Here is a 15,606-nt window from a genome sequence, read left to right on the forward strand (position 1 = left end):
AGGGGACCGGCCCCGACGGGACCCGGCACGGTGACGGTGACGGCGGCCGTCCGGGGGGCGTCGCTGACCCGGACGGTGCTGGGGGCCGCCGCGATGGTTCGGGTGCTGCTGCCGAGCAACAGTTGACAGCGCCACTGGCAGGTCAGCAGAAGGGCACCTTCGTGCTCGCGGACGGGCTGTCCTCGTTCGAGCTGCGGGTGGTCGAGTTGGGCGATGACCTGTACCGGATCACGACCCCGGCCGGCTCGGGTGTGGCGGGCCGACCGGCGGTGCAGGGGGAGACCGTGCGGCTCGACCTTGTGGAGTCCGGTACGCGGGGACCGCGGACCGCACGCGTGTTGCTCAACGAGCGGGTCGCCTGGCGTGTCCACCTGGTTGGCGGGGTGAGCAGTCAGGTGTTGGACCTGACCCGCGCCCGGTTGCTGGGTGTGGAACTCGCCGGCGGCTCCAGCCGCACCGAGATCCTCCTGCCACCGGCCACCGCCTCCGGCAATCCCACCGGCCTGCGTTCAGACAACCCTGCCAGCGTCCTGACCGTACGACTCACCGGTGGGACCAGCCAGCTCGACGTCCGGGTTCCGGGGGAGACCCCGGTTCGGGTTCGGGCGGGTGCCGGTGCTGGTTCGGTGGTGGTACGCGACGACCGCTGGGATGGGGTGGCCGCGGGTTCGGTGCTGGGTACGCCGGGTTGGGACCGGTCGGTGGAGCGCCTGTATCTGGACCTGGTTGCCGGCGCCAACAGCGTGCTGGTGTCCTCCAGCAACCGGTGAACCCACGCCGAGCCGACCCAGCAACCGAGGGAATCCGGCCCGAGCCGACCCAGCAACCGAGTGAACCCGCGCCGAGCCGACCCAGCAACGGAGTGAACCCGGGCCAACCCGACCCGCCTCGATCAGGGCGCGCCGCTGACCCTGCCCTGATGACCACCACCTGGTGAACCACGACCGCCCTGGCAGGAAGCGCCGCGGTCGTGGGTTGGCGGGCGCGTACAGTCGGGCGGTGGAGCGTACTGAATCAATGCTGGCGCAGACCCGACCGCCTGGCGTGGCCGACGTCGATCCCGGCAGTGTGTTGTTGCCCGGCCACGACGTGCCGTTGGGTCGGTACACCACGGTGCGGCGGCTGCTTCCGCAGCGCGCCCGCCGGATGGTCGGCGCGTGGTGTTTCGTGGATCATTTCGGCCCGGACGATGTGGCGCAGCGGCCCGGTATGGAGGTGCCCCCGCACCCGCACACGGGGCTGCAGACGGTGACCTGGCTGCTCGACGGGGAGATTCTGCATCGGGACAGCCTCGGCAACGTGCAGCCGATCGTGCCTGGCCAGCTGAACGTGATGACCTCCGGGAACGGCATCGCCCACTCGGAGCGGTCGCCGGCCGCCCACCCGCCGGTGATGCACGGCGTGCAGCTCTGGGTGGCGCTGCCGGACCCGGCACGGGCCGGAGCGGCCGATTTCGCGCACCACGCCGACCTGCCGCGCTGGCGGGACGGCGATCTGGACGTCACCCTGCTGGTCGGCGAGTTCGGCGGGGAGCGGTCGCCGGCTGTGGTGCACACCCCGCTGGTGGGGGTGCAGCTGGAGCTGCGCGGTGAGGCGCCAGCGACGATGTCGTTGCGGCCCGATTTCGAGTACGCCGTGCTGGCGATGGCCGGGTCCGCGGAGGCGGCCGGGGTGGGGTTCGAGCCGGGGGCGCTGCTGTATCTGGGCTCGGGCCGCCGGGAGTTGACAGTGCGGGGCGGCGCTGGGGCGCGGTTGCTGCTGCTGGGCGGCACGCCGTTCGAGGAGCCGCTGGTGATGTGGTGGAACTTCGTGGGCCGGTCACACGAGGAGATCGCCGCCGCCCGGGAGGACTGGATGGCCGGTGACGGGCGCTTCGGTGTGGTCGCCGACGATTCGGCGCCGCCGCTACCGGCCCCCGCCCTGCCGACCACCCGCCTCAAGGCCCGCGACCGCACCGGCGGCCTGCACGGCTGACCATGCCGGGGGGTCGGTTGGTGTGTGGCCGTTTGTGGCGCGGGTAGTCGCCGGCATGGCGACCAGTTTGATCATTCCGGTGGAGGACCGTAAACGTCTGGCGCGTCGGCTCGCCGGCACCGGGCGGGGCTTCGCCGAGCAGTACGGGTTCCGGGTGAGCAACAACCCGGCGAGCCTGTTCCAGGTGCTCTACCTGTCGGTGCTGCTGGCCCGTCGTGGCGATTTCCGGCGGGCGTTGGACGGGGCGCGGGCGTTGCGCGACGAGGGGTGGGACAGTGCGGCCCGGCTGGCTCGTTCGCTGCACGAGGACCGGGTTCGGGTGCTGCGCGCCAGCGGCCAGCGTGGTGACGTGGCCGCGGTCGCCGATGTGCTCGGTGATCTGGCCCGGACGGTGGTCGAGCGGTACCGGGGTGATCTGCGTCGGCTGCGGGCGGTGGCGCATCACGACCCGGTCCGGGAGCGGGCGCTGCTGGCGGAGCTGCCGGGCGTGGACGAACAGGTCGTCGACCTGTTTCTCCGCGAGGCGCAGGCGTTGTGGCCGGAGGTAGCCCCGGTCGCCGACCGGCGGGCGTTGGCGGCCGCGCGTCGGCTCGGGTTGGGCAGGTCGGCGGACGACCTGGCCGGCCTGGCCAGTGGCGAGTCGGAGCAGTTGGCCTGGCTGGTGGGGGCGTTGGCCCGGGTCGAGCTGGAGCATCGGTACGCGGAGGTGACCGGCCGGCCGTGACGTGCCCTGGCCCACACTTCCCCAAATTCTGACCAAACGGAGGATGTTCTGCCGTATGGTTGGACCCGGCAGTGCTGGCCGCTCGGTTCGGGCGGCTTCCACCGCCTGGTGACCGCGACCGGTTCGGATGCGGTTCACCGCCTGGGCAGGCTTGCGTGGCGCCCTGGGTCGCGGTTCGTGACCAGGGGCGCCCGCCTGTCCCGGCCCTTCGATCAGCCCCGCCCCGTGTCGCGCTCCGGGCGTCGGGAAGCCGGCGTCCTTATCGAGCCAGACCCGCCAGCAGGTTCACGGTCACGGCGATGATGAACGCCCCGAACAGGTACGACACCATCGAGTGCCGCAGCACCGTACGACGCATCTCGTTGCTGGTGAGGTTGGTGTCGGAGATCTGGAACGTCGTCCCGATCGTGAACGCGACGTACGCGAAGTCGGAGTAGCGCGGCGGTTCGGGCTGGTTGAAGTTCACTCCGCCGTCCGGGCCGGTGTAGTAGATCCGGGCGTACCGGGCGGCGAACACTGTGTGCACCACGAACCAGGACAGCACCACGCTGAGCACGCCCAGGCTGCTGTGCAGCTCCCGGGCCGTCCCGGGGGGCGCGCTCTGCGCGCTGGCCACGACCAACCCCACGGCCAGCAGGCTGGCCAGGCAGGCGACGAGCAGCAGGGCGTCCCGGATCGCCCGGTTCGGGTCCTCGTGGACGGCCAGCTGGGCGGTCCGCTCGGCGTCCATCGGCCAGAGTTTGTGCCAGACCAGCACGAGCCAGCTCAGCGCGCCGATGTCCCAGCCGGCCAGCGCGGCGAGCGGCAGGGGCAGCAGCAGCGCGAAGGCGCAGCCGGCGATGACGCCGACCACCGCCACGACGGCGAGCTGCCGCGCGGCCGGGAAGCGCACATCCGCCGGCCGGGACGAGCCGCCGGTGTAGGTCATCGGTGACGATCCGGTCTCCGGACTGTGGGCGTCACCGCTGGGTCAGATGCCGCGCAGGTGCTGCGAGACCCTGTTGTGCTTCTTGTCCCGGGCCTGCTCGGCCCGCTGGGCGGGGCCGACCTCGGGCGCCGCCTCGATCCCGGCGGACCGGGCCACCTCGGTCCCGTTGGCGTAGTCGACCGGCGGCAGGGCACGCAGCGCCTTCAGTACGTCCGGCGGGGCACCCTCCCGTTCGGCCTCGCGGACCACGTCGTCCTTCTCGGCCGGGTAGTCCAGGCTCGACAGGTACTGCAGGACGTCGGCGTAGCTCGCCATGGCGTGGGCTCCCTCGGGCATCGATGTGGTGACGACCGGCGGCGGTTACCCGCCCGCCGGCCGGTCACGCCCACCCGGCAAAGGATTCCCGGCGCCGTTTCTCCCCGGCCGCTGCGGGTACCCGCAGCCGCCGACGCGAGCCAAGGGGGTACGCGATGAACTACGACACCTTCATCGACCAGGTTTCCCAACGCACCGCCACGTCGTCCGAGCAGGCGGTCGAGCTGACCCGGGCGGTGTTGGAGACGTTCGCCGAGCGGTTGACCGGCGGCGAGGTCCTGGACCTGGCCGCCCAGTTGCCCCAACCGCTGCAACTCGTGCTCAAACCGAGCCCGAGCACCGAGCAGGCGGACCGGTTCGGCGCGGCGGAGTTCGTCGCCCGGGTCGCGTTGCGCGCCGGTGTGCAGGAGCCGGCTGCCGAGGACGCCAGTCGGGCGGTCTTCACCACCCTGCGCGAGGCGATCACCGGTGGTGAGTTCGATGACGTGGCGACTCAACTGCCGCGTGACTATCGGGGCCTGATCGAGCCGGCGATGGCCCCGGGCGCGACGCTGCGCCGCGGCTGACAGCGCTCGCACCGGTGATACACAGCGGTTTACCAGGGCAACCATCGATGTCCCGCTTGGCGTGGCGATTCCGCCTGGCCTAACCTTGTCGTGCGAGGGGAGTACTTCCCACGAACCATTCCGGTCAGTACGGCGCGCCCGGCGTGCCTCGGGTGGTTGCCCATCAGGTGGTGGGTGAAGGAGACCTCGAACATGACGGTGTTCGAGGAGACCCCACATGAGCCAAGTGTCGTATCTGTCCGCCGCCAGTGACCTGTCGTCGGTGGGCACGCCCACGCTGTGGGCGGTCACCATCATCGGGGTCATCCTGCTGCTGGTGCTGGACTTCCTGGTCACGCGTCGCCCGCACGAGGTGTCCATGCGGGAGGCCATCGGCTGGTCGGCGTTCTACATAGCGCTGCCGCTGGCGTTCGGTGGCTGGCTCTGGGCCCGCTACGGCTCCCAGCAGGGCGTGGAGTACCTGACCGGCTACCTGGTGGAAAAGTCGCTATCGGTCGACAACCTCTTCGTCTTCATGCTGCTGTTGGCGGCGTTCGCGGTGCCGGCGGTGCTCGCCCAGCGGGTGCTGCTCTACGGCATCGCCGGCGCGCTGGTGCTGCGGGCCGTCTTCATCGCCCTCGGCGCGGCGGCGTTGCAGACCCTCGACTTCGCCTTCCTGCTCTTCTCGATCATCCTCATCGCCACCGCGGTGAAGCTGCTGCGCGACGCCATGTCCGGGCATCAGCAGGAAGTCGACATCAACAAGATGCGGTCGGTGAAGCTGCTGCGCAAGGTCATGCCGGTGGTCGACGACTACCACGGCACGAAGATGACCGTCCGGCAGGGCGCGAAGCGGGCGCTCACGCCGTTCGCCCTGGTGGTGGTCGCGGTGCTGGCCACCGACATCGTCTTCGCGGTCGACTCGGTGCCGGCGGTCTACGGCATCACCGAGGACCCGTATCTGGTGTTCGCCACCAACGCGTTCGCCCTGCTCGGCCTGCGGGCGCTCTACTTCGTCCTGCACGCGGCGCTGAGCCGGCTGGTGCACCTCAGCTACGGCCTGGCCATCATCCTGGCGTTCATCGGCCTCAAGCTGGGTCTGCACTGGGCGCACGGCATCTGGGACGGCGTGCCGCAGATCCCCACCCTGGCCTCGCTCGGCGTGATCATCGGTGTGCTGGTGGTCGTGACGGTGACCAGCCTGCGCGCCACCCGGGGTGGCGACCTGCCCGAGGACCGCAAGGTCGTCGCGGAACGGCACTGACCGCGCCGCGCCGGCTGACGACGGGGTACGCGGGAAAGCTCCCGCCCCGGCCGGCGCGGGTGGTACGACTGTGCAATGGGAATCGTGTCACCGGGCTTTCAGGGTCGGCCCCGAACGCAGGAGCCGGCCCTGCCACCCGGTCAGTATCTGACCGAGGACTTTCCGGTGCTCTCGGCCGGCCCGACGCCCCGGGTGTCACTGGACACCTGGGAGTTCGTCATCTCCTGCGAGAACGGCAGCGAACACCGCTGGTCGTGGCAGGAGATGATGGCCCTGCCGCAGGAGACGCCGATGGTGGACATCCACTGCGTCACCCGTTGGTCCAAGCTCGGCACCAACTGGCAGGGCGTCTCCCTGGACACGCTGCTCGCCGACGTCGACACGGGGGCGCACTTCGCGCTGGCGCACTCCTACGGCGGTTACACCACCAACCTGCCGCTGGACGACCTGCGCGGCGGTCAGGCGTGGGTGGTGCACACCTTCGACGGGGCCCCGCTGCCGGCCGAGCACGGCGGGCCGGCGCGACTGCTGGTGCCGCACCTGTACTTCTGGAAGTCCGCCAAGTGGGTGCGCGGCCTCCGGCTCAAGACGATGGACGAGCCGGGGTTCTGGGAGACCGCCGGCTACCACGACTACGGCGATCCGTGGCGCGAACAGCGGTACCAGGGTGACTGAGCGCGCCGTGGCGACGAGCACCCAGCGCCGGACGCCCAACCGTTGGCAGGTCGGCCGGCTGGTGGAGCGCCGCGTGGAGACACCCACCGCGCAGACACTGGTGCTGGAGGTGCCGGACTGGCCGGGGCACCTGCCCGGGCAGCACGTCGACCTGCGGCTCACCGCCCCGGACGGTTACCAGGCGGCCCGGTCGTACTCGATCGCCGGGCCGGCCGTGGACGGGCCTGGAGGCCCGCGCATCGAGGTGACCGTGCAGCGGGTGCACAACGGCGAGGTGTCCCCGTACCTCATTGATGTCTTTGGCGCCGGCGACCCGGTGGAGGTCCGCGGGCCGCTCGGTGGCTGGTTCATCTGGCGGCCCGAGGAGACCGCGCCGGTGCAGCTCGTCGCCGGTGGCTCCGGCGTCGTGCCGCTGATGGCGATGATCCGGGCGCGGCGGGCGGTGGGCAGCAAGGCGCCGTTCCGGCTGATCTACTCGGTGCGCACCCCCGGTGACGTGATCTACGCCGACGAGCTGCGCCGCCGGGTCCGCGACGACTTCGGGTTGGACGTCGCGTACGTCTACACCCGCGAGGCGCCCGAGGGTTGGCGCGGTGAGCCGCACCGGATCGGCCTGGCCGACGTCAACACGCACGGGTGGCCGCCGGACCTGGAACCACTCACCTACGTCTGTGGCCCGACCGCGTTCGTGGAGACCGTGGCCGACCTGTTGGTGGGGTTGGGTCACCCGTCACGTCGGGTCAAGACCGAACGCTTCGGCCCCACCGGCTGACGCACGCCCTGTCGAGGAGATTCCGATGACCGAGATGTCGTACCTGGACGGCAACATGCTCGACGGCCCGATGCGTGAGCTGTTCACCGTCGACCTGAGCAGCGCGATGGGCCGTTGTGAGAACTGCGGGATGACCGGCTCGATGGCCAGCCTGCACGTCTACTCGCACGCCCCGGGCCTGGTCGCGCGCTGCCCGTCCTGCGAGGAGGTGATGGTGCGTCTGGTGCGCGGGCCGGACCGGGCCTGGCTGGACATGCGCGGCACCACCTACCTGCAGGTGCCGATGCCGATGGAGCAGACGTTCCCCGGCCCGCTCTGACGGGCCGGACGCGCTGTTGTTGGCCGCCCGCCGGGTGCGGGGGCTCGTGCTGGGCTGCGCCGTGCTGGTGACCGACGCGGCCGCGAACGGGTACGCCAACGACGTGCTATGGCGTCTTTCCGTCGACCTCGGCGAGGACAGCGCGCACGGCTTCGACCACGGCGGCCGGTTGGTCCTTGTGGATGTAGTGGCCGCTGTCGGGCATTACCTCGTGGACGCCGTGGGCGAAGACCGCGGCGGTCTCGTCGGCGAGGTGGCCGGAGCGCTGTCGCAGAGCCGGCGGCTTGCCGCGGGTCGCGGTCAGGATCTTCATCGGCACGTCGGGAGCGGTCGACGTCGCGCGCGCGGCGCGTACCTCTCGGGTGCAGGCGTTGGCGAGGCGGTTCTCCGCACGAATGGTCGCGACCTGAGCTGGTGTGCGATAGCTGGCCCGGTACGCCTCGGTGACCAATGCCTGGATCTCCGGGTCGTCGGTGCAGCGCTCGGCGAGCGTGCGGCCCATGTTCGCGGCGATCCGGTATTCAATTCTCGACCGGACGCGGACCCGATCCGGCAGGTGCCGGTGCCACGCTGGGGCTGGGGTACGGCTCCGCCCTGGCGGGGCTGACCCCGCCGGAACCGGACCGGCGTCAGGTGCTGGAGCCTTCAGCACCGCTGCGTACCGTGCCGCTTGCCCCGAAACTCGGGTGCGGTCGACCTGGCGCACCCCTAGGCTCCCGCTCCGACGGCTGGCACGGCGTCCGGTCTGATGGGAGACGTGCGCAACGATGACGGCACACCTGTTCGCGATCAGCTTCGATGCGAGCGAGCCTCTGCGGCTCGCGCAGTTCTGGTCCGGGCTGCTGGGGCGGGAGATCGTCGACGATCCACACGACGGTGTCCTGCTCCTACCCACCAACGACAACGAGTTCCACCTTCGCTTCGCCCCGAACCAGCAGCCGAAGGTGGTCCAGAATCGGATGCATTTCGACCTGACCAGTAGTTCGCTGGAGGACCAGCGGCAGACGGTGGCCAGGGCATTGAAGCTTGGCGCGCGGCACGCCGACATCGGGCAGGGCCCGGAGATCGATCATGTGGTGCTCGCCGACCCCGAGGGCAACGAGTTCGACGTCATCGCTCCGGACAACAAGTTCCTCGCCGGCTGCGGCTTCGTCGGTGCGCTGGCCTGCGATGGATCCCAGCAGGTCGGGTACTTCTGGAGTCAGGCGCTGGGGTGGCCGCTGGTCTGGGACCAGGACGAGGAGACCGCGATCCAGTCACCGAACGGCGGCACGAAGATCAGTTGGGGTGGCCCGCCGCTGATGCCGAACGGCGGCCGGGATCGGGTGCGTTTCGACCTTGCCCCGGCTGTTGGCGTCGATCGGCAGGTCGAGGTCGACCGTCTGCTCTCGCTCGGGGCGACTCGAATCGGCACCGACCAGGATGGGGCAGGCCGACTGGTGCTGGCCGACCCCGATGGTCAGGAGTTCAGCCTGCTGACGAACCGCTAGCCCGGCCAACGCCCGCCCACGTGGCGGCGGGTTGGACAACGACGGGACCGGTCGGTCAGAGTGATCCGCCGTGAGATACCTGCGTACCGGTGGTCCCGCCGCGATCCGCCGGCCCCGGCCCACCGACTCCGAAGAGTTCGTGGCCGCCGCCCGGCGCAGTCGGGACCTGCACCACCCGTGGTTGGCCGCGCCAGCCACCCCAGAGGAGTACGAGCTCTATCTGCGCCGGATCCGTCGCCGTGACAGCGCCGGCTACCTGATCTGCGACCGGGCCAGCGGCGAGATCGCCGGCTACGTGAACATCAGCGGAATCGTGCTCGGTGCGCTGCGTGGTGGTTTCCTCGGGTACGCGGCGTTCCTGCCCTACAGCGGCACCGGGCACGCGTCGGCGGGCGTGGCCCTGGTGATCGACCACGCGTTCACCTCGGTGGGTCTGCACCGGTTGGAGGCGAACATCCAGCCGGGCAACGAGCCGTCGCGGCGGGTGGCCCGCAAGCTGGGTTTCCGGTTGGAGGGTTTTTCCCCGGAGTACCTGTTCATCGACGGCGCCTGGCGCGACCACGAGCGCTGGGCGATCACCGCGCCGACCTCCGCCTGACCGTCGGGCCGGCAGAATCTGGCCGACGGCAGGGCATCACTGCGGGAGCAGAGTCCGGAACGTTCACCCGGACCGGGTGATGACGCTCCGTACCCTGCTTCCTACGGCGGCTCTACAACGCCCTCGGCTACCACCTCGGCACGGTCTGGCCGCATGACAACTCGATCGCCGCGCTCGGCCTGGCCCGGTACGGCTACCGGACCGAGTCGAACCGGATCAGCCTGGCGATGATCGAGGCGGCCGACCAGTTCGGCTACCGGCTGCCGGAGGCGCTCAGCGGGTTCGACCGGGAGCGGCTGCTCTTCGCCGTGCCGTACCCGACCGCGTGCAGCCCGCAGGCGTGGGCGGCCGGCACGCCGCTGGCCCTGATCCGCGCCATGCTCGGCATCAACCCGATCAGCGGTCGGCTGGTCCTCGATCCGGACATCCCGCAGGAGCTGGGCCGGATCACCGCCGAGCGGGTGCGGGCGTTCGGCCAACAGTGGGAGGTGGAGGCGGTGGGCCACAGCGGCCACATCCGGCTCCAGCCGAGCTGAGCGCGGCTGCGCCTGGGACGTTTGTCGCGGCCTTCGACGGGAAACGGCCCGCAATGACGAAACCTCGTGTGGTGATCGTGGGGGCCGGGTTCGCCGGTTACCACGCGGCGAAGACGTTGAGCCGGATCGCCCGGGACCGGGCCGAGATCGTGGTGCTGAACTCCACCGACTACTTCCTGTACCTGCCGCTGCTGCCCGAGGTGGCGGCCGGGGTGGTCGAGCCGAAACGGATCGCGGTGCCGCTGACCGGGACGCTCAAGGGCGTACGGGTGGTGGTCGGTGAGGCCGACCACGTCGACCTGCAGAACCGCTGGGTCGGCTTCACCCAGGTCGAGGGGGAGAAGAACCGGCTGGCGTACGACCGGCTGGTGCTCGCCGTGGGCAGCGTCAACAAGCTGCTGCCGATCCCGGGCGTGACCGAGTACGCGCACGGCTTCCGCGGCCTGCCCGAGGCCGTCTACCTGCATGATCACATCGTCCGGCAGCTCGAGCTGGCCGAGCAGGCCGAGGACCCCGCCGAGCAGCGGGCCCGGTCCACGTTCGTGGTAGTCGGGGCGGGCTACACCGGCACCGAGGTCGCGGCGCACGGGCAGCTGTTCACCGACGCGCTGCACGCCCAGCGGCCCCGGCTCACCGTCCGACCCCGCTGGATGTTGCTCGACGTGGCGTCGCGGGTGCTGCCGGAGTTGGACAAGCGGATGTCGGACACCTCGCACAGGGTGCTCACCCGGCGTGGGGTGGACGTGCGGATGGGCACGTCGGTGGCCGAGGCGACCTGCGACGGGGTGAAGCTCACCGACGGCGAGTTCGTGCCGACCTGCAGCCTGGTGTGGTGTGTGGGGGTGCGCCCCGACCCGTTCGTCAACGAGTTGGGCCTACGGACCGACCGGGGTCGACTGGTCACCGACGAGTTCCTCAACGTTCCCGGCTATCCGGAGGTGTACGCGTGCGGCGACGCCGCCGCCGTGCCCGACCTGGTCAACCCGGGCAAGGTCTGCGGGATGACCGCCCAGCACGCGCAGCGGCAGGGCAAGCGCGCGGCGTACAACATCGCCGCGTCGTACGGGTTCGGCCGTCGCAAGCCGTACAAGCACCACGACCTGGGCTGGGTCGTCGACCTGGGTGGCAAGGACGCGGCGGCAAACCCGTTGCAGGTCAACCTGGCCGGGTTGCCGGCCAAGGCGGTCACCCGGGCGTACCACCTGATGGCGATGCCGGGAAACCGCACGCGGGTGAGTGCCGACTGGGCCCTCGACGCCGCGTTGACCCGGTCCGCGGTCCAGTTGGGGCTGGTGCCGGCCAACGCGGTGCCGCTGGAGAGCACCACACCCGAGGTCGCCACCCGGTCCCGCTGAGCGGGCCCGGCCAGGTCGTCGCGGAGCAGGCCGGCCGCGACGGTCAGTCGGTCGGGTTGGCCGGCGGGGCGGACCGCGCGGCCGGACCGGCCGGCGGGGCGGGTCGTAGCCGGCGCGGGCCGTACTCGCGCAGCAGGGTCTGGATGATGCCGGCGGCGGGGATGGCCAGCAGCGCACCGAGCAGGCCGGCCAGCTCCGCCGCGAGCAGCACGCTGACCAGCACCGTCAACGGGTTCAACCGGACCGCGCGGGACAGGATGAGTGGTTGGAGCAGGTGGTTCTCCAGCTGTTGGTAGACCACGAAGAAGACGAGCACCACCACCCCGGCGGTGGGGGAGTGCAGGAAACCGGCGCCGGCCGCGATCACCGCGCCGAGGGTCGCCCCGACCAGCGGTATCAGGTCGGCGACCGCCACCAGCAGGGCGATCACGGCCGCGAAGGGCACCCCGGTGAGGGTCAGCACCACGAAGGTCAACACCCCGCAGATCACGCTGATCAGCAGGTTCCCGGTGAGGTAGCCGGTGACGGTGCGCGACACCTCCCGGCCCACCCGGCGCAGCCGGTCGCCCTGACCGTCCCCGGCCGCCGCGAGCAGGCTGCGGGTGATCCGCGGCGCCTCCAACACCATGAGGTACGCGAGCACGATGACAGTGACCAGCCCGGCGACCGACTCGACGATGCCGCGCAGCACACCGACCGCGGGTTGGCGCAGTCGACCGCCGAGGTCGCGCAGCTGCTCGGAGTGCTCGCTGACGTAGTTTCGTGCGCCGGTGCGCTCCAGCGCCTGCCCCACCGGTCCCCGCCCGGCGCGGGCTTCCCGCAGTAGTTCGGGTGCCCGGTCGGCGAAGCGGCCCAACTCGCCGAACAACGGCGCCAGGATGAGCGCGGCCAGGATCGCCAGCAGCACGAAAGCGGCGAGGAACACCACAAGCGTGGCCAGCGCCCGACGCCGGACGTAGCGGCGTTGCAGCCGGTCGACCAGGGGCTTGAGCGCAACGGCGAAGAACGCGGCCACCACCGCCCAGACCAGCACCCGGCGGGTCGCGTACACGAAACCCAGCGCGAGCGCGGTCGCCAGCACCAGACCGATCACGATCAGGGTCCGGCGACCGGTCTCCCGATCGTCGTCGCTCATCCGGCGGGCCTTCCCCGCCCGCGCCGTCGGAAACCCGGCATTGGGGGCACAACGGCGATCAGCGGCGGGAGTGGTCGTCCGCGTCGGTGACGGGGTGGGCGCCGGCGACGAACGTGTCGAGCGCGGCAGCGTGCAGCAGCCCACCGGGCACCGGGTCGCGCAGGGCGGCCACCGCCAGCCGGGCCACCGGCAGCCCACCGGGGCGGGAGGTCGCGGCCAGCACCAGGTTGCCGTACCTGCGGCCGCGCAGCATCCGCCGGTCGCCGACAACGCACACGTCGGCGAAGACCGCCCGCAACGTGGCCACCTGCACCCGGGTGCCGACCAGTGGCGGCAGGTCCGTGACGTTGACCAGATACAACCCGCCGGGGCGCAGGGCGCGGGCCACCTCGGCGGCGAACTCGACCGTGCGGACGTGCCGGGGCATCCGGGCCGCCCGGTAGATGTCGGCGATCACCAGGTCGTACGTGCCGTCCGGGGTTGCGGTCAGGGCGTCCCGGGCGTCGGCGACCTCCACCCGCACCTCCGGCGGCAGCGGCGGCAACTCCCGGGCCACCAGCTCGACCACAGCGGCGTCCCGCTCGACGACCCGTTGCGGGGAGCCGGCCCTGGTGGCTGCCAGCCAGCGGGGCAGCGTCAGCGCGCCGCCGCCCAGGTGCAGGACGCTCAGCGGGGCGCCGGCCGGGGCTGCCACCTCCACCGCCGAGGCGATCCGCCGGACGTACTCGAAATGCAGGTGGCGGGGGTCCTCGACATCCACGTACGACTGCTCAACCCCGGCGGACAGCAGTGTCCGCCCGGTCCGGCGGACCGGGTCGGCCACCAGTTCCAGCCGGTCGGTCGCGCGGTTCATGTCCGGCACGCTAGCCGAGCCCACGGCGCACCCGGTCCGTGGCCCGGCACGGCGGACGGGCCGGCGGAGCGGGGTCACCCCCGGTCCGCCGGCCCGCCGGTGTCGCGGTGGCCGTCAGCCGCCGGCCATCCCGGCCCCCACCTCGTCGATCGCGTCGTCGATCTGGCGGGCGAGGTCCACGTCGAGCGCGGTCACCCCGTCGGCCTGGTTGGTCCGCACGGTCAACACCGCGGCGGTGTCTCCGGGACGCCCGATGCTCGGGCCGCGGCCGTTGTCCTGGCGCAGCCGGTCGAGCCGGGCCAGCACCCGGTCCAGGTTGTCCGGCGGCAGCGCGACCACCCGGTAGAGGCCCTGGCTGTCGCCGGCCCAGTAGGGCAGGTCGTCCAGCGCCGCGCTGATCTCGTCGGCGTCCAGGGTGGGTGTGGTGGTGGAGGCACCCACGAGACCGCCGCCGGCCTCCGGCGGGTTCAGCAGGTCGCGCAGTCCGTCGGGTACGTGCAACGACTCGACCAGGTCGCCGTCCTGTGCGGAGAGCGCGGCGATCGTCGCCTCCGCCTGGTACCGGGCCTGCTCGGGAGTGTTGCCGCTGATCCGGCCCACCTCGGCCAGGAAGCCGGGCAGGTCCCGGTGCCGCTCGATGCCGTCGACCGGCAGCACGTCGTGCAGCGAGGCCGGCACCGCCGCGAGCAGCCGCTGCCGCTCGGCGGCGTCCAGGGCGAACGCCAGGACCAGCACTGTTGCCTCGGTGCCCACCTTGGCGGTCTTGAAGTCGACCCCGGCGCGACGCCGGACCTCGTCGACCAGGTCGTGGTAGCCCATGGTGCTCACACCGGCCGCGCCGCTCGGCGGCGACGGCTGGGGCCGCGGGTTGTCGGCGCTACCGACCGGCGGCGGCGCCGGCCCGCCCCGGGTGCTGTCCGGTTTGTGCGGCCCGGCCGCCGGTGGGCCGGCGCGCTTGCCCGCATCGAGGCTCGTGAGCTGCTTGGAGGCGCTCAGGCTGGCGCCGATCTCGCTGGGCTGTCGACTCTGTTCGCGGGCCTGCCGGGCCAACGCCCGGCGCCTCTGGTTGTCGCCCTCCATCTGCTTGCGCATGGTGGCATCCCTTCCGCTGGGGATCGTGGCTGCGCCAGTCGCCTTCCCGCCGCCCCGGAGAACGAAACGGAGGCTGCCGGCCGGGTCGGCCCGGCCTCCGCCACGCTTCATCCGGCGGGGGTGAGGGGTGCTCACCCGCACGGCCCGCACGATCGGGCCAGGACCGGAGTTCTTCCGAGGTACGCGGAAGGAAGGCCGTCATGAAGGAAGTTGTCGAGATCGTCCCCGCCCGGCCCGGTTGGTACGCACGTTGGCAGCTCGCCCCGGAGGTCACCAGGTGTTACCCGGTGAGCCTGTGGGCGCTGCTGGAGGAGGCCGACGGGACCGGCCGCGAGGTGATCGGCATGGACTGCATCGGCCAGTGGCCCGGCGCGGACGACAACGAGGCGGGTGGGCAGTTCGTCCGCTATCTCTACCAGACGCCCGATTCGGGGGAGCCCGAGGACGTCGACCCGACCCCGACCGGTGAGCTGCGTGAGGACGGCCCCCGCCTCCAGCCGATGACGGCGCCCTAGACATTCCTCCGGCCCCCGACCCCAGGTCCCAGGGTCGGGGGCCACCCCGTTCGCTCCCCGGGGTGGCCTACCGGTCAGCCGATGGCGCGCACGTCGTCGTCGGCGTACGCCCCGGCCAGCAACTCACTCAGACCCGTGCGGTCCAGCATCCGCTGGAGCTGAGGGCTGACCCGGTCAGGTGGATCGTCCCGGCGGCCCGGTGCACCACCAGCAACGCGCTGAGCCCGGAGGAGTCGCAGAGGGTCACGCCGGTCAGGTCGACCAGAACCGGGGCGTTGCCGTTGCCCGCAGCTCGGCCGCCGCAGCGACCAGCTCGGGCGCGGTGTCGTAGTCGAGTTCACCGGTCAGCCGGAGTCGGACGGACCCGGCGGGGAGCCGGGTCGTCTCGATGGTCAACAGCTGGTCGGGCATCCCACCATTTTCCCAGTGGAGCGACAAAACGCACAGCGGGGGGGCGGTGACACGCACGGTCGGCGGTCATCGGCAGCCTGCCGCAGCGGGTGGTGGCGATGCGCG

The 15,606-nt window shown here is 71.7% G+C and carries 20 protein-coding genes; 13 read left to right on the forward strand and 7 right to left on the reverse strand.

Annotated features, from left to right (window positions below; translation table 11 throughout):
• Positions 1 to 122 precede the first annotated feature (122 nt).
• The 3 genes from ABZU74_RS10340 (at position 123) to ABZU74_RS10350 (ending at position 2,698) form a co-directional block, all read left to right on the forward strand.
• Complete coding sequence (locus ABZU74_RS10340; RefSeq protein WP_355420825.1) at positions 123 to 770, forward strand: hypothetical protein; 648 nt, start codon at positions 123 to 125, stop codon at positions 768 to 770.
• Between the two features lie 229 nt (positions 771 to 999).
• Positions 1,000 to 1,974, forward strand: a complete 975-nt coding sequence (locus ABZU74_RS10345; RefSeq protein ID WP_355420827.1) for a pirin family protein — start codon at positions 1,000 to 1,002, stop codon at positions 1,972 to 1,974.
• Positions 1,975 to 2,029: 55 nt separating this feature from the next.
• Positions 2,030 to 2,698, forward strand: a complete 669-nt coding sequence (locus ABZU74_RS10350) for a hypothetical protein (RefSeq protein WP_355420830.1) — start codon at positions 2,030 to 2,032, stop codon at positions 2,696 to 2,698.
• A gap of 259 nt (positions 2,699 to 2,957) precedes the next feature.
• Here the strand turns inward: ABZU74_RS10350 and ABZU74_RS10355 are convergent, their stop codons facing one another.
• Positions 2,958 to 3,626, reverse strand: coding sequence for a DUF1345 domain-containing protein (locus ABZU74_RS10355; protein WP_355420833.1), 669 nt, complete (start codon positions 3,624 to 3,626; stop codon positions 2,958 to 2,960).
• A 42-nt stretch (positions 3,627 to 3,668) separates the two neighbouring features.
• Positions 3,669 to 3,941 carry a DUF2795 domain-containing protein gene (locus ABZU74_RS10360; protein ID WP_030332551.1) on the reverse strand — a complete coding sequence of 91 codons (273 nt, stop codon included), beginning with the start codon at positions 3,939 to 3,941 and terminating at the stop codon, positions 3,669 to 3,671.
• Positions 3,942 to 4,096: 155 nt separating this feature from the next.
• Here ABZU74_RS10360 and ABZU74_RS10365 point away from each other — a divergent pair, with 155 nt between their 5' ends.
• The 5 genes from ABZU74_RS10365 to ABZU74_RS10385 all read left to right on the forward strand — a co-directional run bounded on the left by ABZU74_RS10365 (position 4,097) and on the right by ABZU74_RS10385 (position 7,516).
• Positions 4,097 to 4,507, forward strand: a complete 411-nt coding sequence (locus tag ABZU74_RS10365; protein WP_355420835.1) for a DUF2267 domain-containing protein — start codon at positions 4,097 to 4,099, stop codon at positions 4,505 to 4,507.
• A gap of 217 nt (positions 4,508 to 4,724) precedes the next feature.
• Complete coding sequence (locus ABZU74_RS10370) at positions 4,725 to 5,750, forward strand: TerC/Alx family metal homeostasis membrane protein (protein ID WP_355420837.1); 1,026 nt, start codon at positions 4,725 to 4,727, stop codon at positions 5,748 to 5,750.
• Between the two features lie 75 nt (positions 5,751 to 5,825).
• Positions 5,826 to 6,425, forward strand: coding sequence for a sulfite oxidase-like oxidoreductase (locus ABZU74_RS10375; protein WP_355420839.1), 600 nt, complete (start codon positions 5,826 to 5,828; stop codon positions 6,423 to 6,425).
• Between the two features lie 7 nt (positions 6,426 to 6,432).
• A complete protein-coding gene (locus tag ABZU74_RS10380; protein WP_355421377.1) occupies positions 6,433 to 7,197 on the forward strand; it encodes a ferredoxin reductase in 765 nt (254 codons plus the stop codon).
• A gap of 25 nt (positions 7,198 to 7,222) precedes the next feature.
• Positions 7,223 to 7,516 carry a DUF6510 family protein gene (locus ABZU74_RS10385; protein ID WP_355420842.1) on the forward strand — a complete coding sequence of 98 codons (294 nt, stop codon included), beginning with the start codon at positions 7,223 to 7,225 and terminating at the stop codon, positions 7,514 to 7,516.
• Between the two features lie 106 nt (positions 7,517 to 7,622).
• Here ABZU74_RS10385 and ABZU74_RS10390 read toward each other — a convergent pair whose 3' ends face one another.
• Positions 7,623 to 8,018, reverse strand: a complete 396-nt coding sequence (locus ABZU74_RS10390) for a hypothetical protein (RefSeq protein ID WP_355420845.1) — start codon at positions 8,016 to 8,018, stop codon at positions 7,623 to 7,625.
• A gap of 265 nt (positions 8,019 to 8,283) precedes the next feature.
• Here ABZU74_RS10390 and ABZU74_RS10395 point away from each other — a divergent pair, with 265 nt between their 5' ends.
• The 4 genes from ABZU74_RS10395 to ABZU74_RS10410 all read left to right on the forward strand — a co-directional run bounded on the left by ABZU74_RS10395 (position 8,284) and on the right by ABZU74_RS10410 (position 11,495).
• Entirely contained in the window at positions 8,284 to 9,006 is a 723-nt protein-coding gene (locus ABZU74_RS10395) for a VOC family protein (RefSeq protein ID WP_355420848.1), read from the forward strand.
• 70 nt (positions 9,007 to 9,076) lie between these two features.
• A complete protein-coding gene (locus tag ABZU74_RS10400) occupies positions 9,077 to 9,604 on the forward strand; it encodes a GNAT family protein (RefSeq protein WP_355420851.1) in 528 nt (175 codons plus the stop codon).
• A 227-nt stretch (positions 9,605 to 9,831) separates the two neighbouring features.
• The gene (locus ABZU74_RS10405) at positions 9,832 to 10,140 is read left to right on the forward strand and encodes a hypothetical protein (RefSeq protein ID WP_355420854.1); all 309 of its coding nucleotides are present in this window, start codon (positions 9,832 to 9,834) and stop codon (positions 10,138 to 10,140) included.
• 53 nt (positions 10,141 to 10,193) lie between these two features.
• A complete protein-coding gene (locus ABZU74_RS10410; RefSeq protein WP_355420857.1) occupies positions 10,194 to 11,495 on the forward strand; it encodes an NAD(P)/FAD-dependent oxidoreductase in 1,302 nt (433 codons plus the stop codon).
• Positions 11,496 to 11,538: 43 nt separating this feature from the next.
• Here ABZU74_RS10410 and ABZU74_RS10415 read toward each other — a convergent pair whose 3' ends face one another.
• The 3 genes from ABZU74_RS10415 to ABZU74_RS10425 all read right to left on the reverse strand — a co-directional run bounded on the left by ABZU74_RS10415 (position 11,539) and on the right by ABZU74_RS10425 (position 14,575).
• Positions 11,539 to 12,630, reverse strand: coding sequence for an AI-2E family transporter (locus ABZU74_RS10415; RefSeq protein ID WP_355420860.1), 1,092 nt, complete (start codon positions 12,628 to 12,630; stop codon positions 11,539 to 11,541).
• 58 nt (positions 12,631 to 12,688) lie between these two features.
• Positions 12,689 to 13,483, reverse strand: coding sequence for a fused MFS/spermidine synthase (locus ABZU74_RS10420; RefSeq protein WP_355420863.1), 795 nt, complete (start codon positions 13,481 to 13,483; stop codon positions 12,689 to 12,691).
• A gap of 114 nt (positions 13,484 to 13,597) precedes the next feature.
• Positions 13,598 to 14,575 (reverse strand): DUF2267 domain-containing protein, encoded by a 978-nt coding sequence (locus ABZU74_RS10425; protein ID WP_355420865.1) that lies wholly within the window; start codon positions 14,573 to 14,575, stop codon positions 13,598 to 13,600.
• A gap of 200 nt (positions 14,576 to 14,775) precedes the next feature.
• On the opposite strand from ABZU74_RS10425, the gene ABZU74_RS10430 reads away from it, so the two are divergent.
• Entirely contained in the window at positions 14,776 to 15,090 is a 315-nt protein-coding gene (locus ABZU74_RS10430; RefSeq protein ID WP_355420867.1) for a hypothetical protein, read from the forward strand.
• Positions 15,091 to 15,342: 252 nt separating this feature from the next.
• Here ABZU74_RS10430 and ABZU74_RS10435 read toward each other — a convergent pair whose 3' ends face one another.
• Entirely contained in the window at positions 15,343 to 15,501 is a 159-nt protein-coding gene (locus tag ABZU74_RS10435; protein ID WP_355420870.1) for a hypothetical protein, read from the reverse strand.
• Positions 15,502 to 15,606 lie beyond the last annotated feature (105 nt).

Origin of the sequence: Micromonospora sp. NPDC005171, assembly GCF_040608575.1 — a bacterium.
Classification (GTDB): Bacteria; Actinomycetota; Actinomycetes; order Mycobacteriales; family Micromonosporaceae; genus Micromonospora.